We start from the raw sequence: 19,763 nt of genomic DNA, 5'->3' as shown, positions 1-19,763 counted from the left end.
GCTCTTTGAAATGTTCCGATCGGTTGGGATTTCAAGGCCGCCGGCACATTCCGGACAAGCCTTTGACGGCAGGTCGATCGCACCCAGGGACATTCGGTGATCCGGGCTCTGTCCCGGCATATGTCCCTCCCGCCATGGCGGCGGAATATCTTGTTCTCACGACAAACGCCGTTGTTTGCAAAGAGACGATGGCTCCGTCCGTCTGATACCCTCGGCCTTATCGCCGGGGTAATCGATAACACCAAGCGATGGAGAGCATAGGATGCAGCAATTCGCCCGCGTACTGACAGGTCAGGGCGCCGTTCCCGTCATTTTGAAAGGCAACGTGCACCTTGATCTGCGGCCGATCGTGTCGGACATCACCCCGGACACGATAGCCGGCGGCGCCTTGACCGAAGTCGACACCTCACGTCTCGTCCCCGTCAACGGCGATTTCACCTACCTGGCGCCGATCAATGGCGTTCGGCAGATCGCCGCAACAGGCTTCAACTACAAGAAGCACATCGAGGAATTCAAGATGAAGCCGCCCACGGAACCCGAAGTGTTCCTGAAGGCGATCAGTTCGCTGACTGGGCCGCTCGACCCGATCTTTCGCGGCCCCAATCAGGGCGTCAAGCTCGACTGGGAGGCGGAGTTGGCGATCGTGGTCGGGCGGGAGGCGCGGGATATCACGGCGGCCGAAGCGGACGACTACATCTTCGGCTATGTCTGCATCAACGACATTTCCGACCGCACGACACAGGTCGATGCAGAGGGCCAGCAGCATCTCGTTCGCGCCAAGTCGCGGCCCAGCTATTCGCCGATAGGGCCGTACCTGACCACCGGCATCGACGGCATGAAGCTCGACGTCTGGAGCAGGCTGAACGGAGAGTACGAGCAGCGCGGCAATACCAGCGACATGCTCTTCAGCGTCCACGAGATGCTCGCCTATTTCTCGTCGCACATGGCCTTGCTGCCCGGCGACATCCTGGCGACCGGTACGCCGCCCGGCGTCGGCTTCGGCAAGAACCGCTACATGGCGGTGGGCGACGTGCTGGAATGCGGCATCACCGACCTCGGCGCCCAGAGACACGAGATCCGGAGATGAAGGCAACAGAGCAACGCAATTATCGTCGCGTGACCATACCGCGAGCGTCCGCATGCAGACGCCGCAATCCGAGACATTCCAAAATCACCAAATATCCATAGAAATCAACGGTAGAAACCTGGCCGGTTTGAACGTATCGTCCACGCGACCTCCGAATTCCCCGGTCGGCTCCGCCAAATAGCCGACCATTGCCCCGGCGCGTTTGCAGTCACCGCCGGGGCTTCTTTTTTTCTCGGTTGGATACGCACCGTGCCCATCCAGCCTCGCAAGGTGGGGCGTGAACGAAGTGCCTCCGTCTGGATTGCGACGAGCACGTTCGGCCTCCATTGCGGGAAGCAGACTGGTCAGGGTTGGAATCGATGGCATTTGGCTCTGCCAGCCCAAAGGCCATTCGCCGCTGGGGTTTGCGGGAAAGTTCGCCACCGATCGCAAGGAGATAGACGCAGCCTACACCCAGGTAGGCTGTGGCAAGCTCCGGCTACGCAGGCAGGGATCCCGCGCCCAATTCGAAGCAGAGGTTCGTGCGTGGGCAGGCGCAAGGGAGCAGCGGCAATGCTCCAGGGCGTTTCGTCACGTCCTTTCGATCTTGTCTTGCGTCTTCGTATCGAAGTCGGAGGCGTCGTGGCGCTCGTGCAGCTGCTCGGAGGGATCACCCGTCACGCGATTGACCATGCGACCGCGTTGGACCGCCGGACGCGCGGCTATCTCAGCCGTCCAGCGCTGGACATTCCTGTAGCTCGCGACATCCAGGAACGTGCCGGCATCGCCATAGACCTTGCCTTGGGCAAGAACCCCATACCAGGGCCAGATTGCCATGTCTGCGATGGTATATTCATTGCCGGCCATGTACTCGTTGTCGGCAAGGTGACGGTCGAGAACGTCGAGGTGGCGCTTCACCTCCATCGAGAAGCGATCGACAGCATATTTGATGTGCATCGGCGCATAGGCGTAGAAGTGGCCAAAGCCGCCGCCGAGGTAGGGAGCCGATGCCATCTGCCAAAACAGCCAGTTGATGGTCTCCGTATGCGCCCTGTGCTCCCTGGGCAGAAACGCCCCGAACTTGTTGGCAAGGTAAAGGAGGATAGAACCACTTTCGAAAACGCGCGTCGGCACCGGCGTGGAGCGGTCCATCAGTGCTGGAATCTTCGAGTTCGGATTGACGTCGACGAAGCCGGAGCCGAACTGTTCACCCTGCCCGATCCTGATCAGCCAGGCATCGTACTCGGCGCCTTCGTGACCGGCAGCCAAGAGTTCTTCGAGCATGATCCCGACCTTCACGCCATTCGGCGTCGCCAGCGAATAGAGCTGCAAAGGATGCCGGCCGACGGGCAGTTCCTTCTCATGCGTGGGACCGGCGATGGGTCGGTTGATGTTGGCAAATTCGCCGCCATTTCCCTTCTCCCAGGTCCAAACCTCGGGAAGCTCGTATCCGGCAGGGAAATTGTTGGCAGGGGATTTCTCGGTCATGAAAATCTGACTTTATCCAGGGGATGAACAATAGACGAAGGGACTGCCCACGCCGTCTTCGCAGGAAGGGGTCTGTTCTCAGGTCACTTTGTCCGTATTGCCACGGACAATATCCAAAGGCTCATGAATTCACAACCGGTGCACGACTGAAGCTCCTACTTCGGTCTTTCTGCCAGCTCGATAAGAATACCGTCGGGATCCCGCAGGAAGGCGACCTTGTGCAGCACCTCGCGGTTGACAGCAAGGCGCGGTCGCTCCTTGATCTCGACGCCGGCCTTTTCAAGTTTCGTGAAGGTCTCGTCGATGTTCTCGAAGAGAAAGGTCAGATGCCTGAGGCCGGACGTGCCCTCCGGAACGTCGACGGCCCTGGCTGCCCCGTTTGCGGGCGCGAAGATCTCCAGCATCCCGCCGCCGGCATCGAGAAAGGCGATGTGAGAGCCGTCGGCCGCCATCTTGCGCAGATGCAGGCGCAGACCGAGAAGGGTGCAATAGAATTCGATGGCGCGGTCCATGTCGTTGACCGTCATGCCGATATGCTCGAAGGATTTCAGCATTCTCAGGTATCTTTCTTCTCGTCGGGTTGCGTGATGTCCGGCGGAAACCGGCCGCGCTCGTCGGCGTCCACCAGCTCGTCGCTCACATTGCGGATTTGGCGGACGGCCGGCGCAGATCCTAACGCAAAGGGCCGGCTGAAACAGCCGGCCCTTTTCATTGTCAGGACATGCGCGGTGTCAGAGGCCGTTGTCCTTCATGATTTGGCCGGCATTTTCCTTTGTCACCTTGAGGGTCGGCAATACGACGTTCTTTTCGACTTTCTCGCCGCCGAGATACTTGATCGCCTGGCGCAGGCCCTCCGCCCCCGGCGTTGCATAGAGGAAGGTCGCACTGAGCTCGCCGTTGTTCACCCAGGTCACGCCTTCTCCGGGCAGCGCATCGATACCGATGAACTTGATGTCCTTCTCACGGCCGGCATCCTTGGCGGCAAGGTAGGCGCCGTAGGCCATCGGATCGTTGTGGCCATAGACGAGGTCGATCTTCTCGTTGTTGCGCAGCGCGGTGGCCATGAGGTTGTAGGCCTGGTCCTGCTTCCAGTCGCCTGACTGCTGGTCGAGCAGGTTCTTGATGCCGGGCTCCTTGTCGGTGAATTCATGGAAGCCGTCATGCCGGTCATGCGCCGGCTGGGTTCCCATGCCGCCCCAGATCTCAACGATATTGCCGCTCGCCTTGCCCGGTCCGCCGAGCAGTTCGACGGCATATTCGCCCGCCGCACGACCGATAAGCTTGTTGTCGCCGCCCACGAACTGCACGTATTTGTCGGTATCGACGTTGCGGTCCAGCACGAAGACCGGGATCTTGGCATCGATCGCCTGCTGGACGACGCCGGTGAGGCCGGCAGATTCCTTGGGCGAGATCAGCAGCGCATTGACCTCCTGACGGATCAGGTTCTCGACATCAGCCACCTGCTTTTCGGTCTTGTCCTCACCGTCGGTGATGATCAGCTCGACTTCGGGATGCTTTGCTGCTTCCGCGATGATGTCCTTGTTGAACTGCGCCCGCCAGGGCTCGATTGTGGTCGCCTGGGAGAACCCGATACGCCACTTCTTGTCTTGCGCCGGCGCGTCATGCACAGCGAAAAGGGATGTGGTGGTGAAAAGTGCGGCAGTAACGGCCGCGAGCTTCAGCATGTCACGACGTTTCATTTCCGTTTCCTCCAGTGTTGAGAGACATTGCCTCCTTGCGCGGACGCTCCTCCCCGGATGCCTCCGATCTCGCGGGCCGTGGCAATGTCAGCCGCAACCGCGCCAGAATATCGCGGGCATTGCGCTCCTGAACGAGCACGGTGCCGATGATGATCAGTCCCTTCAGCACCAGCTGAAGGTTGGAATTGATGTTGTGGAGCTGCAGAATATTCGACAGCAGCCCGAAGATCAGCACGCCGCAAAAGGTTCCGGCAAGGCTGCCGCGTCCTCCCATCAGGCTCGTGCCGCCGATCACCACGGCCGCGATGGCGTCGAGCTCCAGCCCGGCCCCGGCATCAGGCTTGCCTTGGCGATACTGCGCGACATAGAGGATCGCGGCAATGCCCGCGAGCAGGCCGGAGACGGCATAGGTGGCGATCTTGACCCGTCCGCTGTCGATGCCCGAAAGCCGCGCCGCCTCCTCGTTGCCGCCGATCGCATAGACGAAACGTCCGAACGGCGTGAACTTGAGGACAACCGCGTAGATGACGATCGCCACGATGAAAAAGATACCGGGCATGGGGATCACGCCGAAGACGAGCGAGCGGAGGATATCGAAATCGGCCGTGGCGTTGGAGCCGGTATAGACGGGCAGAACCGCATTGTTCTGCCCCGCCGTCAGCCGGGCTATGCCGAGCGCGGTCACCATCATCGCCAGCGTGACGATGAAGGGTTGCAGGCGGCCGACAACGATGATGATGCCGTTGATGGCGCCAAACAAAAGCCCAACGGCCGGCACGACAAGCAGCACACCCAACACCCCGAACTTGCTCTCGCGCTGCGGCACGATATAGAAGAGCAGCACGATGCAGAGCGCAATAGCGACAAGCGCCGGGACATAGATGCCTCGCGTTCGGTCCAGCGTCACGTCGCGACTGTGCCCCAAGCCGGAGCTGCGCTTTTCGAGATTGGAAAAGATGAACCGTGTCACGGCAGCCCCGATGACGACCACGGCGAGCAGCACCGACGGCACCCCGAGCAGGAAGGCGGGCGTGTCCCCCTGAACCGTCAGCAACATGGCGCAGACGACACTGCAGATCGCCATCAGCGAACCGACCGACAGGTCGATGCCGCCGGTGATGATGACGGCTGTCATGCCGGTTGCGATAAGACCCGTCGTCGAGACCTGACGCAGCACGTCGAGCAGGTTGCCGCTGGAAAGGAATATGTTCTTGCCAGATGACGTCACTGGCGACAAGGCGACGCCGATCAGGAAAATCGCGATGAGGCCCCAGTAGAGTTTCGTGCGGGAAACAAGCTTTATGACGGTCATGCGGATGCCTTCTCGTGCCTGATGCTGGATCGCGGTGCCGCCAATTGCATGATCCGCTCCTCCGTCGCCGTCGCGCGGTTCAGGATACCGGTCTGGCGCCCTTCGGACATGACAAGGATGCGGTCCGAAAGATGCAGGAGTTCCGGCATTTCCGAACTCACGAAGACGATCGACATACCCTCTTCGGCCAGACGGAAGATCAGGTCGTAGATGTCGCTCTTTGCCCCCACGTCGATGCCGCGGGTCGGCTCGTCGAGCAGCAGGATGCGCGGGGTCGTCGCCAGGCATTTGCCGATCACGACCTTCTGCTGGTTTCCGCCGGACAGGGTCGCCGCGACCTGTTCAACGCCCGAGGCACGAATGCCCAACGTCTTGATGGCGTCGGTGGCAACCGCCGCTTCCGCCGCAAAGTCGCGCAGGCCGAAGAGCGCCAGCCGGCTGACGAGCGGCAGCGCGACGTTGTCCGTGATCGTATCGTGCAGGTGCAGCCCTTGCGTCTTGCGGTCCTCGGTGACGAAGGCAATGCCAAGCCGGCGGGCGTCTGCCGGCGAGCGGATCGTGACCGCCTGCCCGTCTATCAGGATCTCACCGCCGGCCTCACCATTGGTGGCACCCGTGATCGCCTGCAGGATCTCCGTGCGCCCTGCCCCGAGCAGGCCGCCGATGCCCAGGATCTCTCCCCGGGCGACATCGAAATTGACGCCGGTCAGCACCTGTTTCCAGCCGTGCCGGTTGGCCACGGACAATGAAAGATCCCGCACCGACAGCACGACACCGCCGACAGCGGTCGCTTCGTGCCTGAAGGTCTCGACACGGCTGAGATTGCGGCCAACCATGGCGGCGATGACCATGTCCTCGTCGATCTCCGACTTCGGCCTGGTCCAGACGTGTCGACCGTCCCGGAACACGGTGACGCGATCGCTGAGTTGCATCACCTCGTCGATCCGGTGCGAGATATAGATGATGCCCACGCCCTCGGACGCAAGCTGGCGCATGATGGCAAAAAGCCGCTTGCATTCGTTTGGCGACAGCGCCGATGTCGGCTCGTCCATGATGAGCATCCGGGTGTCGAGCGACAGCGCCTTTGCGATCTCGACGAGCTGCTGTTCGCCGATCCTGAGCGACGAAACCCGTGCTTCGGGATCAAGGTCGATACCGAGCCGCGAGAGCAAGGTCCGGGCGGCGTTCAGACTTCTCCGGCGATCGACAAACAGCCCGGCGATCAAGGGCTCCCTTCCGAGAAAGATATTGTCGGCGATCGACAGTTCGGGAACGAGATTGAGTTCCTGGTGGATGATGGCCACGCCGGCGATCTCTGCGTCGCGCACCGTTGCGAAGCGAACCGGAGCTTGGTCGATGATGATCGCGCCGTCGTAGTCGGCGTAGACGCCGGAGAGGATTTTCACCAGGGTCGATTTGCCGGCGCCGTTCTCTCCCATCAGCGAGTGGATCTCTCCGGCAAACAGATCGAACTTGACGTGATTGAGCGCAGCAATTCCACCGAACGACTTCGAGATGTCGACCGCTTCCAGCACGGGCGCGGTGGACGGAGGTGGCCCGTCGGCGCGCGAAGGTGAATGGTTCACTTCTTCCTGCATGACAATGACGGCCTCCCTTCCATCTTTGTCTCGCGGCTGTAAGCGACAGTAGAAGCTAATCTAAACGTTTCGAATATGTCAAGGGATCAGCCCCGTCGCAACGCTTTGATCTTGCTAAGAACTTGCCATTCTCGTAACATCTTCGACAGGCTATCGATCTAAACGTTTTGAATTATGGACCGGATTTCCTCCAAAGGACGAAAATCCCAGCCGACCATGCTGGACGTTGCTGCGACGGCAGGGGTGTCGGTCGCCACGGTCTCGGCAGCCGTTAACGGCACCGCGCCGGTCAGTTCCGAATTGCGTGGCAGGATCGAGAACGCGATTGCGGCCATCGGCTATAAACGCAACGCCGTTGCCCGCAGCCTCAAGACGGGCGCCACCAAGACGATCGGGCTCGTCATCGCAGATATTACCAACCCCTTCTTCACTGATGTCGTCGCAGTAATCCAGGACGTGCTGCATCGGGCGGGCTACGCCGTGATGCTTTGCTGCACAGATGAAGACCCCGAGCAGCAGGAGGAGCAGATCTCGCTTCTCTTGGACAGGATGGTGGACGGACTGATCATTGCGCCGGCCGGCAACGACCATGCCCTCGAGCGCGTGCTCCAGCGCGCCGGCATCCCGACCGTGCTGATCGATCGCATCAGCCACGGCATTGCGGCGGATGCCGTCGTGCTCGACAACCAACGCGCCGTGCAGGACGCGATCGACTATCTCGTCGGTCTCGGCCATCGGCGGATCGGTTACATCTCGGGTTCGCTCGACACCTCTACCGGCCTTGGTCGGCTGGCCGGCTATTGCGGCGCGCTGGAGAATGCCGGCATCCAGCACGACGACGCATTGGTGCGCATTGGAAATTTTCGCGAGAAGGACGCCTACAATGCCGCCATGCAGCTGCTCGTGATGCCGGAACGGCCAAGCGCCATCTTCTCGGCGAACAACCTGATGGTCATCGGCGTAATGAAGGCGATCCGAGACATGGGGCTGCGTTGCCCGGACGACATCTCCGTGTCGAGCTTCGACGATTTTCCGTGGGCGGATGTCTTCCAGCCGAATCTGACGACCATCGCCCAGCCGGTACAGGCCATTGGCGAACACGCAGCCCAGCTCATCCTCGACCGCCTTGCCGATCGCTCGGACCGGCCTCCACGGCAGATCGTGCTCGCGGGCCGCCTGACGATCCGCGCGTCCTGCCGACCTTTCTCTGCGCCTGAAGCAAGGTAGTTGTAAAGCGATCCGAGATAAGTGGACCGAGTTCGAAATTCTCGAAGCGGGCCGAAGACCCCTGTTCTACCCCTCCGCCGCGTTCCGGTCCGGTTGATATTCCAATGTGAAGCAGAAACAAAAAAAGCTCCTCGACGCTTACGCGGAGGAGCTTCGGTGCCAAGAGCGGTCCGCGCGGCATTCGCCGGGCAAATCAGTTGACCTGGGTGTAAGTCTCACGATTCTTGTAGGCATTCATCATCACGATGCCTTGCTCCAAGAGAAGTTCGGCTGCGCGAAGATTGCCTCCGGATAAGTCACCGCAGCCCCGGATGGTGCATGCGATCGCAAGCGAATTCGCGGCAAACTTGGCATCACCTGCCCCTTCAGCCTCCTCTGCGAATGCTTCGAGGCTCTCGACGACGATATCGGCAAAATTGACCCGTTCTTCATGCGTCATACCTGAGAGGGTCTGTGGCGTGTTGGACATGTGATCTCCTTCTGGTGCGCACGCGGTGCCGGACGGCCGATGGACGCGGCGATGGGCGCAAACTGTTGGGTGGATATTTTCAACAGCTCATATGGCCGCACCAATCTGAGGTCGCAACCGATCACCCATGCTAATTCAGAAGGCCAGCATAGTGCATGGCGCAAGGCCGCGAGCCCGAGACGACGTGAACCGCTGTGCGTCGATGCGGCAACCCGGTCCCTGCTTCCCATGATTTCCGCAGAGGAATCCGACGGCCTCATCATCCCACCTGGCCGCGTCAGCAGCGAAAAGCGCATAGCCGATGGCGAGTTTGAGAGCTGGAACACGATTGCCCTCGCAACGTTCCTTTTCGAAGGAGAATGTCATGGCAACATCCCCAACCCAGTCGACGGTCTCCGCCCCCTTTACTCCGACACCCGGCGTCCCCGATCGCACACAAGCTGTTTCGACGATTGTTGCACTGGGCGTGCGTTGCTGGCGAAAGCCATCGATGAAGCTAAGGGCACCGCGGCCGACTGTCCTGACCACTGAGCCGTGTTTCAGGCGTCGAGCGGCAGCTCTCCCGACGCGCAATTGTTAAAGCCACGTTTATCGAAACCGCTTATCACTAGTCGTATGAGTTTCGAGGCATATAACCGATAGCTGCGAGAGGTAGTCCGATGCGGATTAGCACTATCACCAACTGGGCATACGGCATAACGGTCGCCCTGACGCTGTTGTCCGGCGGTGCCTTCATCATCGCGGCCCAGAGCGCCGACCGGGAACGTGACGCCGCAGAAGCCGCCTGGAAACTTGACGATGTCGTCGAGCGCCTCGAAAGGGCCGCCGAACAGACGACCGAAGACGCGCGCCTCTATGTGATGAAGGGTGAGGAGCGGTTTCTGAGGGCATTCCAAGCCGCCGACGCGGAAGAACGGACAAGGGAGCAGACCGTCAAGCAGCTCAAGGCAGTGAAACTCACTGCACAGGAGATCGCTGCTCTACGTGAGATCGAAACAGACGCCGAACTGCTTGATGCGCTCGAGGAGCAGGCCGTCAAGGATTTCGAGGGTGGTGAAGCCGACAAGGCCCGCGCGGCGCTGTTCTCACCCGAACACGAGGACGCCCAGACCGGCCTGCTGGCAAGCGTTGCCCATTTCGCGGACCTCGTTGCGACGAGAACACAGGACGAGCTCCGTGAGGCAAAGGCGAAAGCCGATCTGTGGGGAGCAATCGCAAAATCGCTTCTGGTCCTGACGGCGCTTGTCTTCCTGAGTGTTCTCTACTTCGTCCTCAAGCGGCGTGTCGCGCGGCCCCTCCTCCAGATGAGCGGCATCGTCCAGAGGCTGGCAAAGCAGGACTACGACGTCGAGGTCCTGACCGACGCCCGTCGCGACGAGATCGGCGACATGAACGAGGCGATCCAGGTCTTCCGCGACAATGGCCTCGAGCGTGAACGCCTGGACGCAGAGCGCCGGAAGGATCAGCATATAAAGGATCTGATCCTCCAGCTGATGCATCGGCTTCAGGCCTGTCACGAAGAGGCCGAGCTCGGCCCTGTCGTGTCGCTCTACGCATCGCAGATCTTCCCCCGCCTGGGCGGACATCTGCTTGTGATGAACGACGGTCGCAACGCGCTCACCACGACAAGCACATGGGGAGCGCCCGTTCGTTCGACGCAGGAATTCCCCTCCGTTCAATGCTGGGGACTGCGCCGGGGCCGTCCGCATCTGAGCGGCGACCGTCACGATGACGTTGCGTGTCAGCATCTGGACGAGAGCGGCCATGAGGAGAGCCTGTGCATCCCCCTCGCCGCCCACGGCGACACCGTCGGCATGCTCTACTTCGAAGGTGAGCGTGACGGTGCCGAGCTCATCGAGGCGCGCGTCTACATCGAACTCATCGCGGAGAACCTCGCACTGGCGATCGCCAACCTTCAACTGAGAGACCGCTTGACCAACCTCGCGGTCAAGGACCCGTTGACTGGACTGCTGAACAGACGCTCTCTCGACGAGAATCTGAACCGGCTGCGACGGGAGGACACCGATCTCCCTGCTGCCCTGATGATGATCGACATCGACCACTTCAAGCACTTCAATGACGAATTCGGCCATGACGCTGGAGACTTCGTCATGAGGCAGGTGGCTGCAATCATGACGGACGTCGTCGGCCGCGCCGGGATCGTTCACCGCTTCGGCGGTGAGGAGTTCGCCGTCATCATGCGGAGTGTCGACAAGGACGCGACATCCAATTTGGCGGAAGCTATTCGACGTGCGATCGAAAAGGCCCCTATCAACTACCTCGGTCGCCCGTTGGGTACCGTGACGGTCTCGATCGGTCTGGCGTCGACGGCGGACGGCGAGCCGCCTGCTACCCTGATGCTGCGGGCGGACGCCGCTCTCCTGCGGGCGAAGTCGCGTGGCAGGAATGCTACGGTCGCAGACTGGGCAGATGGGTCCGGAAGCGGACGGTTGCTCGCCGGCTGAACGTTCCCCCGACGTGTGGACGAGGACGGAAGATCAGGCGGTTTCCGGAGCCTTGGCACGCGCCAGCTCATCCAGGAACCGGTCCATCAGCGGCCGGTCGCCGAACCTGCGATAAGCGCGCTCCCTTTCGAGGGAAAAACTCGGATGCGCCGCGATCAGGTTCGCCATGGTCAGCTGTGCCGCTTCTATCTTTCCGCTTCCACTCTGCAGGGCCGTCTGTATCAGCAGGCAGTTGGCGTCCCGAGGCGCCCTCAGAAGACACTCCGAGATGACGGCGGCCGCCTCGTCTCGACGGTCCGCGGCGTAAAGAGCCTGACCATGCACATAGGAATAGTACTCCGGCGCCATGGGGTGAAGGCGACGCGCCCGCTCGGCGTTGTCAACGGCATCCGCATATTGACCGAACCGAACCTGGGCCTTCGCCAGCGCCATCATGCTGTCCGGATCGTTCGGGTTGAGTTCTACCGCGCGTTTTGCGGCCTGCAGCGCGCCGGCATACTCCGCCTGGACGGCCAGTCCGAAGCTGACCACCTGATAACCGAGCGCGAGATTGGGATCGAGGCGCACGGCCTGGCGCGCTTCACTGAGACCGGTATCCAGTTCATGTCCGCCGGTTTGGCCGTCTGGCCGCTGCGCCACTTCAGCGATGTAGGTCAGCGCCAGGCCCGCACGAGCGGCGGCATAGGCCGGGTCCATCTCCAGCGCGCGCTGATAAAGGGTGCGTGCCTCCTGAAGGCTCTTGGCATCGTCGGCGCCGTGTCGGTAACGATCGCGAGCCTGCAGCACAAGATCATAGGCCTTCGGATTGTCTGTCGGGCGCTGTGCAGCGGCGGCTGCTTCACTCTTCCTGATATATGGCGCGAGTTGGGCGACGATTTCCGTTGTCAGTTCGCTTTGGACGGCAAAGACATCCGCAACCTGCCTGTCGAAACTGCGCGACCAAAGATGCGTGCCCGTCCTGACGTCAATCAGTTGCGCCGAGACGCGGAGCCGATCACCCTCGCGCCGGGCACTGCCTTCGACCAGGTAGGAAACCCCCAGCTTCGCCCCCAGCTCTCGCACATCGCTATCCTGCCCGCGCACCGCGTAGGTGGAGTCGCGCGCGATCACCTGAAGTTCCGAGTTTCGGGCGAGCGCTGTGGTCACATCCTCCGTCAATCCGTCGGCAAAGTATGGCTGGTCTCCCCCGTCGCTCATGGCGGCGAACGGCATGACTGCAACCGACGGCCTCGGGTCCGCGCGAGTCTGGTCCACGGAGAGCGCGGCCGGAATGAGGCTGACCATTGCCGCCAGCGGAAGCGGCTGGATTTGAGTGCCGATGAGAATGAGTGCTACGGCAGCGACACCGTAAGACCAGCGAGTGCCGCGAAGAACGCGTGGCAGTCTCCCCCAGGCTGACAACGGCGAATCCGTGCGGCGCACGCGGTAGACGTCGAGAAGCTCCGGAATGTTCTTTGCACGCCGGCGGCCCACGCGAGCGAAGATATTGGCGCGATTGCGGTCTGCCGCCATCACCACGGCACCGCTGACGAATATCTGACCCGGTTCGGTCATGGCTTCAAGACGGGCGGCGACGTTGACGCCATCGCCATACATATCGCCATTGTCCTCGATGACGTCGCCGAGATTGATGCCTATACGCAGTTTGAAGGGCCCTTTGTCGAAACCTCGCTGGATGGCAAGGCCGGCATCAACGGCCTCATTGACGCTTGGAAACATCACAAGGAAGCCGTCCCCGGTCGTTTTGAAAGTACGGCCGCCGTGCCGCACAATCGTGGGCTCGACCAGATCATCGAACACCTTGCGCAGATCCGCATATGTGGACGCCTCGTTTTCAGCCATCAGCAGACTGTAGCCGACAATGTCACCGGCCATGATCGCGGCAAGCTTGCGTTCCATCATCGGTCTCCCGGAGAAGGGGTCAGGGCACAGAGCTGGCATTACGGGCATTTGATGTCAGGCAGCACAGGCAGCACATTAGACCTACTAAGAGGGATGCGGCTATCAACCCGGCTCACAACTGCGTGAACTGACAAGCGATCCGGCGGGAGGTGCTGCGCAAAATCCGGGTTCTCTCCGTCGCCAGCCCCACACGCGGGTGACCGCACCGCGGGCGAAGGGCCTCGGGACAATCGTCCCGGAAGCTGCTATAAGTGCCGCATCCCCACATACATGTTTCGGAGCAGCCGAACGTGACGTACTGGAATGTAGAGTTTCAGCTACCCCAATCGCGGGCCATACGTTACGGATTTGCCGCGGCTTTGGTGGCGGTCTCGACTGCCGTCGCGCTCGCATTCCGGCAATATCATTTGAATGACGTGGCGTTGCCGGTTCTCGTGCTCGCTGTCGGTGTTATAACCTGGTACGCGGGCTCCGGGCCTGCCGTGCTGGCGGTTCTGTTGTCCTCGGCAATATTCAACTACCTGTTTGCAGAACCTCTCTACACCTTCTACGTTTCGGCCGGAGATCTCCCCTACTTCTTTGTTTTCATTTGCTCGGCGATCATGATTTCCTCGTTCAGCGCCGTTCGACGCCGCATCGAGGAGAACCTTCGCCATGCACGCGACCGGCTTCAGGTCGAGCTCGAACACCGTGAGCAGCGTGAGGCCGAAATCCGCAAGCTGAACCAGGAGCTCGTGCTGCGGGCTACGGAACTCGAAGCGGCCAACAAGGAACTTGAATCATTTGCCTATTCCGTATCACACGACCTGCGGGCACCCCTGCGCCATCTGGTCGGCTATTCGGAGCTGCTGCAAAAACACGCATCGAGTTCGCTGGACACCCAGGGTCAAAGATACCTGCAGACGATTCTGGAATCAGGGAAAAGAATGGGCAACCTGATCGATGATCTGCTGGCGTTTTCTCGAATCGGGCGGGTTGAAAGCCGGCAAGCGGCCGTGGACCTCCAGCAGGTGGTCAACGAGGTAGCAGCCGAGATCGGGCAGACGAAGGGACAAGAGATCTCCTGGACGATTGGTGCACTTCCGCCCTGTCATGGCGACCGTTCCCTGCTAAAGTTGGTTTTCGTCAATCTGCTTTCCAATGCGGTCAAATTCTCAGGCATGCGCCGCCCCGCCAAAATCGAGATTGGCTCTGTGGACCTGAATGGAGACCAGCTGGAAATCTTCGTGAGGGACAACGGTGTCGGTTTCGATATGCAGTATGTCAACAAGCTGTTCGGTGTATTTCAACGCCTGCACCGGGCTGACGAGTTCGAAGGTACCGGGATAGGATTGGCAACCGTTCAACGCATCGTTCATCGCCACGGCGGGACAGTGCGAGCCGAATCGAAGGTCGATCAGGGCGCCACCTTCTACTTCTCATTGCCCAAGGCCAAACATTTCATGGAAAGGACGGTGAGCGTGCCATGAGCGAACTCGGACGCATTCTACTCGTTGAGGACGATCCAAGGGATGTCGAGCTCACGCTTACGGCTCTCGACGAGTATAAGCTCGCCAACGAGGTTTTCCTTGTCCGAGACGGCAAGGAAGCTCTCGACTATCTGTATTGTCGAGAACAATTCGCGTCGCGCCTGGACGAGAGTCCTGCGGTTATTCTGCTGGATCTGAAGCTGCCGAAGATCAATGGATTGGAGGTCTTGCAGCAAATCAGATCCGACGAGCGGCTCAAGATGATCCCGGTTGTCATTCTGACTTCATCGCATGAAGAAAAGGACATGTTGGCCAGCTACCAGCTAGGGGTAAACGCATATGTCGTGAAGCCGGTCGATTTCCATGACTTTGTCAATGCGGTCAAGGAGTTGGGCATATTCTGGGCGGTCATAAATCAACCGCCCCCGGGAAGCGCGAAGAGGGCGCAATGAGTGCGTCTGGCCGAATTCTGCTGCTGGAGGATGATCCAGACGACGCGCGGCTCATAGAGGATCTTCTTCAAGCCGACCAACTATCCAGCAGCATCGTCTGCGTTCAGAGTCGTGCCGAGTTCGTGGCAGCCCTCAGAGACGACGACTTTGACCTTATCCTGTCGGACCATTCACTTCCTTCATTCGACGGCCTTTCTGCATTGAGCGTTGCCCTGAGTATCCGCCCGGACCTGCCCTTTATCTTTGTTTCCGGCACGATTGGCGAAGAGGTCGCCATTGATGCGTTGAAGCTCGGGGCCACTGATTATGTCCTGAAGAGCCGGCTCTCGAGGTTGGTTCCGGCCGTGCGCCGGGCCTTGCGCGAGGCAAGCGATCGAGCTTCGCGCCAAAAAGCCGAGGATGCCCTGCGTCGGAGGGAAAAGGAACTTCGGGATGTCGTTGAGGCGATACCTGCCATAGCGTTTACCACGCAGCCCGACGGCAGCAGCGTTTGGATAAACCGACAGTGGGAGGAATTTTCAGGATTGTCTCTGGAAGACACTTCGAGATCGGGTTGGCAATGTGCGATTCATCCCGACGACCTTGTTGAGAACGCGGCCAAGTGGCGTCATTCGATGACAAGTGGTGAGCCGTTCGAAAACGAGGCGCGGCACCGCAGTGCCGGAGGGGAATACCGGTGGTTCCTGGTGCGGGCGGTGCCGCTACGCGATGAACAGGGCAAGATTCTCAACTGGTACGGCGTTCTGACGGACATCACCGAGCGCAAGCGCGCAGAAGAGCACCTCCGCGTGCAGCACATCGTCGCGCATATATTGGCGGAAGCGGCCACGATCGAAGAGGCTACTCCGAGAATACTGCGGGCCATGGGCGAATGCCTGGGATGGGACGTGGGCGCGCTCTGGCGCGTGGACCGGCTGGCCGGCGCGCTGCGCTGTGTCGAGCTCTGGCATGGACCATCGATGGAAGTCCCGGAATTTGCGAGAGCCAGCCGCGAGGCCGCTTTCGGTCCGGGCTTGGGACTACCAGGCCGGGTGTGGTCCAGCCTTGAGGCCGAATACGTTCCCGATGTCGTTCCCGATGAAAACTGCCCGCGCGCATCCGTGGCCGAACGGGAGGATCTGCACGCGGCCCTGGCCTTTCCCATCCTGCTCGGCGGTGCGGCCTTGGGCGTGATCGAGTTTTTCAGCCGCGAGATCAGGCGACCTGATCAGGAGCTGCTCAAGGTGCTGGCTACCATCGGCAGCCAGATTGGTCAGTTCATCGAGCGCGAGCGCGCCCAAGCGGATTTGCGCAAGTCGGAACAGAATTACCGCATGCTGTTCGAATCGATTGACGAGGGTTTCTGCACGATTGAAGTCTTGTTTGACGGAAACGAAAAGCCCGTCGACTATCGTTTCCTGCAAATCAGCCCGTCGTTTGAACGGCAGACTGGAATCAAGGATGCCGTTGGCAGACGGATGCGCGAAATCGCGCCCCTGCACGAAGAACATTGGTTCGAGATCTACGGCAGGATCGCCCTGACAGGCGAGCCGATGCGCTTTGAAAATGAAGCCAGGCAACTCGGACGTCGGTACGACGTTTACGCCTTTCGGATCGGCGACCCCGGGCGCAGACGCGTCGGAATCCTTTTCAGCGACATCACCGAGCGCAAGCGGGCGGAAGAGACGTTGCGCGAGACGCAAATGGAGCTGGCGCATGTTAGTCGCGTGACGACCCTGGGGCAGATGACGGCCTCGATTGCGCATGAGGTCGCCCAGCCACTCGCAGCAGCACTCATCAATGCCAATACCGGGCTGCGCTGGCTCGGTTCTGACCCGCCCGACGTGGAGGGGGCCAAGAAGGCCCTCGGCCGCATCGTCCAGAACACAGGCCTCGCCCGCGACATCCTCGACCGCATCCGCGCTCTCGTCCGGAAATCACCCCCACGCCAGGATCGGTTCGACCTCACCGACGCCGTCCTCGATGTCATCGCCCTGTCCCGGAGTGCAGCGCAAAAGCACGGCGTCTCGCTGCGGACCGAACTCGCGCCGGACCTGCCCGCCGTGGGCGGCGACCGCGTCCAGGTGCAGCAGGTGATGCTCAACCTGATCCTCAATGCGGTCGAGGCGATGAGCGGTCTCGACGACGGCGCGCGGGAGGTGCTGGTCAGTACCAAGACGGATGCTTCGGGCCAGGTTGGCGTCGTGGTGCGCGATACCGGTCCCGGCCTCGAGCCGCAGGCGGCCGCGCGCGTGTTCGAGGCCTTCTACACGACCAAGCCCGAGGGCCTCGGCATGGGCCTGTCGATCTGCCGGTCGATCATCGAGGCGCATGGAGGACAATTGTGGGGCTCCCCGAATGAACCTCGCGGTGCCGTCTTCCAGTTCACCCTGCCTCCGGAACGCGACGAGACCCTCCCCGCCGAACATGCCGACCGACCGTCTGTCGCGTGAGGCGCAGGTCCGGCGGAACTTCTGTGGCGCAACCCAACGGCAAGGCTTTCCTCATGCCTGAAGATCGTCCAGGGAGATTGACCGATGAACACACCCGCCAGACCACCGATAACCGAGACCCTTTCGCCGCTGGAGCGCGAATTGCTGGGTTACGTCGAGACGTTGATGAACACCTTGCAGAGCGGAACCGCGCAATTCGAGGCGCTGGAGAAACGCTCGACCGACATGATCGAACGCCGGCAAGCGGCTTTGGAAGGATCGCTGAAATCGCTCATCGCGTCACAGGCTACCTTCATGAACGCTTGGCTCGCCTCCGGCAATCATTCCAGCGACACGGCCTCGACCGAGCTGGCGGAAGCGTTCGCCCTGCTGGAGCAAGCCGATGCGATGCTGGAGACGGTCGCGCCGCAGATGTGACAGGCCGACCGACCGCGACCGATCGTGGCCATGTCTGATCTTTATTTCCGTCCGGAGTTTCGATCCATGAATTTGATCATTCAGCCCTATCGTTATGCCCTTTCGATTGCCGTCATTGCGGCAGGTTTCCTGCTAATGGAAACCGCACCGTTGTTCTGGCCACCCATTTACCAGAACGCGCGCGCCGCGATCCTGGTTATGTTTCTCGGGTTTGCGCTGCTGACCTTGGCGGGAGACACCCAGGGCCGCATCCGCAGCGCGTCGGGCTTAGCTGTGGGGGCTGCCCTCCTTGCCGCGTCTGCTCTCGCCTTTACCGACCCGGCCATTGCGGCAAGCGTCCTGCTCGACAGCTTCAAGGCTTGGCGAAATGCCGGTTATGCCGGAATCGAGAGCATCCGAGGTATGGTTTCGACATGGGATCGCTTTACCGAGGCGCAAAAGCTGGGTTTACAGACCAGCCTTGCCATCGGCCTGCCTGTGCCGTTGTTCCTCATTCTGTGGGGGATTTCGATTGCGGCCCCAGCATCATCCAGCCGGGTTTCCAAACAAGGACCATGGCGCGCCCGTTGGATGAACCGGAGCGAGTTGCGCCAGCTCCGCCACAACGATACCGGCTTGCCGCTCGGCCTCTCCGGCGGCGCAATGCTGCGCTACCGCCCTAACCCGAAGACCGGATGGCGGGCCGCCATCATGTCGCCATCGCCGGCACACGAGCCGGGAAAGGCGTGTCCGTCGTCATTCCCGCCATCATTGACCATGACGGTCCGGTCGCCGTCCTCGATATCAAGGGCGAAAACTTCGCCGTGACGCGCAGATATCGGCAGTCGCTCGGCCGTCAGGTCGTGGTTCTCAATCCCTTCGGCGTCATCGAGCCGTCGAAGGATCGCTTCAACCCGCTCGACTATATCAGGCAAGCACACCTGGTCCGCGACATCGAGGTCATTGCCGAAGGGCTTGTTCGACCGGAAGGCGGAAACGGCGCACATTTCGCCGAAATGGCGAAATCGATGATTGCCGCCGTGATCGAGGTAGTCATGACCAGGCGCGTGGAATCCGATCGCAACCTGATTACCGTCATGGACCTGCTGTTTTCCGCCAGCTTTGAAAAGACACTGACGGAATGGGCGACATCGCCCGAGACATTCGGCACCCGCCCGGCCGCCGCCGCCGCGACGTTACTTGCAGCCGGGGAAAACAAGCGCGGCGCGATCGAGACGACGATCAAGAAGGCTTTCGATTGGGCGCGTTCCGACGAACTGCGCAGTTTCCTCAGCGCTTCCACGTGCTCGCTCGAAAACCTGTTCGAAGGCCGCGCCGACCTCTTTATGGTCGTGCCGCTCGACCAGGTGGACGCCCAGGCCGTGTTTCTCCGGCTGCTGACGAACACCATTCTCGGCATGGCCGTGCGCCTTGAGGGTGCCAGGAAGCCGAAAAGGAACGTGCTGCTCGTGCTGGACGAATTTGTTCGTCTCGGCCGCATGGAGAAGCTTATCAACATCGCCAACGTCGCCGCCGGCTGCGGAATCGAGGCGCTGTTCATCACTCATGACAAGGGCCAGATCGAAAGCGTCTATGGCAAGGGCGACGCCGCCAGCATTCTCGGCTCCTGCGTCACTACCCGCATTTTCGGTCTAGGCCGAGCCGAGTTCGAAACGGCCAACTGGGCCGCGAACGCGCTCGGCGATCAGACGGTGCTCACCCGCACCAAACAATCAGCCGCCAAGTTCGGCGAGAGCCGCAAGACCTCTACCGCCGAGCAGCGCTAG

At 60.9% G+C, this 19,763-nt stretch carries 17 protein-coding genes; 10 read left to right on the top strand and 7 right to left on the bottom strand.

The features are described from left to right. The first annotated feature begins 262 nt into the window (after nt 1-262). Nucleotides 263-1,087, top strand: coding sequence for a fumarylacetoacetate hydrolase family protein (locus EV286_RS06260; protein WP_132956145.1), 825 nt, complete (start codon nt 263-265; stop codon nt 1,085-1,087). Between the two features lie 570 nt (nt 1,088-1,657). Here EV286_RS06260 and yghU read toward each other — a convergent pair. From yghU to EV286_RS06235, 5 genes are all read right to left on the bottom strand, one after another. Next, complete coding sequence (gene yghU, locus EV286_RS06255) at nt 1,658-2,554, bottom strand: glutathione-dependent disulfide-bond oxidoreductase (RefSeq protein ID WP_132956144.1); 897 nt, start codon at nt 2,552-2,554, stop codon at nt 1,658-1,660. Between the two features lie 155 nt (nt 2,555-2,709). Beyond that, the gene (locus EV286_RS06250; protein ID WP_132956143.1) at nt 2,710-3,108 is read right to left on the bottom strand and encodes a VOC family protein; all 399 of its coding nucleotides are present in this window, start codon (nt 3,106-3,108) and stop codon (nt 2,710-2,712) included. 177 nt (nt 3,109-3,285) lie between these two features. Then, nucleotides 3,286-4,254: a substrate-binding domain-containing protein gene (locus tag EV286_RS06245; protein WP_132956142.1), complete on the bottom strand. Its 969-nt coding sequence runs from the start codon at nt 4,252-4,254 to the stop codon at nt 3,286-3,288. Next, nucleotides 4,241-5,566: an ABC transporter permease gene (locus EV286_RS06240; protein WP_132956141.1), complete on the bottom strand. Its 1,326-nt coding sequence runs from the start codon at nt 5,564-5,566 to the stop codon at nt 4,241-4,243. The genes EV286_RS06245 and EV286_RS06240 overlap by 14 nt, the downstream gene beginning before the upstream one ends. Next, complete coding sequence (locus EV286_RS06235; RefSeq protein WP_132956140.1) at nt 5,563-7,164, bottom strand: sugar ABC transporter ATP-binding protein; 1,602 nt, start codon at nt 7,162-7,164, stop codon at nt 5,563-5,565. Before EV286_RS06235 ends, EV286_RS06240 begins: the two co-directional genes overlap by 4 nt. 216 nt (nt 7,165-7,380) lie before the next feature. Here EV286_RS06235 and EV286_RS06230 point away from each other — a divergent pair, with 216 nt between their 5' ends. After that, nucleotides 7,381-8,391 carry a LacI family DNA-binding transcriptional regulator gene (locus EV286_RS06230; RefSeq protein WP_132956139.1) on the top strand — a complete coding sequence of 337 codons (1,011 nt, stop codon included), beginning with the start codon at nt 7,381-7,383 and terminating at the stop codon, nt 8,389-8,391. Nucleotides 8,392-8,584: 193 nt separating this feature from the next. Here EV286_RS06230 and EV286_RS06225 read toward each other — a convergent pair whose 3' ends face one another. After that, complete coding sequence (locus tag EV286_RS06225; RefSeq protein ID WP_132956138.1) at nt 8,585-8,860, bottom strand: hypothetical protein; 276 nt, start codon at nt 8,858-8,860, stop codon at nt 8,585-8,587. A 39-nt stretch (nt 8,861-8,899) separates the two neighbouring features. On the opposite strand from EV286_RS06225, the gene EV286_RS06220 reads away from it, so the two are divergent. Further along, a complete protein-coding gene (locus EV286_RS06220) occupies nt 8,900-9,391 on the top strand; it encodes a hypothetical protein (RefSeq protein ID WP_132956137.1) in 492 nt (163 codons plus the stop codon). A 128-nt stretch (nt 9,392-9,519) separates the two neighbouring features. Continuing rightward, on the top strand, nt 9,520-11,325 hold the full coding sequence (locus EV286_RS06215; protein WP_132956136.1) for a sensor domain-containing diguanylate cyclase: 1,806 nt from the start codon (nt 9,520-9,522) through the stop codon (nt 11,323-11,325). Nucleotides 11,326-11,358: 33 nt separating this feature from the next. On the opposite strand, the gene EV286_RS06210 is transcribed toward EV286_RS06215, so the two are convergent. After that, nucleotides 11,359-13,224 (bottom strand): tetratricopeptide repeat protein, encoded by a 1,866-nt coding sequence (locus tag EV286_RS06210; RefSeq protein WP_132956332.1) that lies wholly within the window; start codon nt 13,222-13,224, stop codon nt 11,359-11,361. 293 nt (nt 13,225-13,517) lie between these two features. Here EV286_RS06210 and EV286_RS06205 point away from each other — a divergent pair, with 293 nt between their 5' ends. The 6 genes from EV286_RS06205 (at nt 13,518) to EV286_RS32400 (ending at nt 19,763) form a co-directional block, all read left to right on the top strand. Further along, nucleotides 13,518-14,696 carry a PAS domain-containing sensor histidine kinase gene (locus EV286_RS06205; protein WP_165932792.1) on the top strand — a complete coding sequence of 393 codons (1,179 nt, stop codon included), beginning with the start codon at nt 13,518-13,520 and terminating at the stop codon, nt 14,694-14,696. Then, entirely contained in the window at nt 14,693-15,148 is a 456-nt protein-coding gene (locus EV286_RS06200; protein ID WP_132956134.1) for a response regulator, read from the top strand. Before EV286_RS06205 ends, EV286_RS06200 begins: the two co-directional genes overlap by 4 nt. Then, on the top strand, nt 15,145-17,580 hold the full coding sequence (locus EV286_RS06195; RefSeq protein WP_132956133.1) for a PAS domain S-box protein: 2,436 nt from the start codon (nt 15,145-15,147) through the stop codon (nt 17,578-17,580). The genes EV286_RS06200 and EV286_RS06195 overlap by 4 nt, the downstream gene beginning before the upstream one ends. An 84-nt stretch (nt 17,581-17,664) precedes the next feature. After that, nucleotides 17,665-17,997, top strand: a complete 333-nt coding sequence (locus EV286_RS06190; protein ID WP_132956132.1) for a hypothetical protein — start codon at nt 17,665-17,667, stop codon at nt 17,995-17,997. A 30-nt stretch (nt 17,998-18,027) separates the two neighbouring features. Then, a complete protein-coding gene (locus EV286_RS32405; RefSeq protein WP_245500624.1) occupies nt 18,028-18,804 on the top strand; it encodes a hypothetical protein in 777 nt (258 codons plus the stop codon). Next, nucleotides 18,723-19,763 (top strand): type IV secretory system conjugative DNA transfer family protein, encoded by a 1,041-nt coding sequence (locus EV286_RS32400; RefSeq protein ID WP_245500623.1) that lies wholly within the window; start codon nt 18,723-18,725, stop codon nt 19,761-19,763. Before EV286_RS32405 ends, EV286_RS32400 begins: the two co-directional genes overlap by 82 nt.

The organism is Rhizobium sp. BK251 (assembly GCF_004345245.1).
Classification (GTDB): Bacteria; Pseudomonadota; Alphaproteobacteria; order Rhizobiales; family Rhizobiaceae; genus Rhizobium.
Note: the sequence above shows the minus strand (reverse complement) of the source record. Positions and strands in the feature narration are given on the sequence as shown.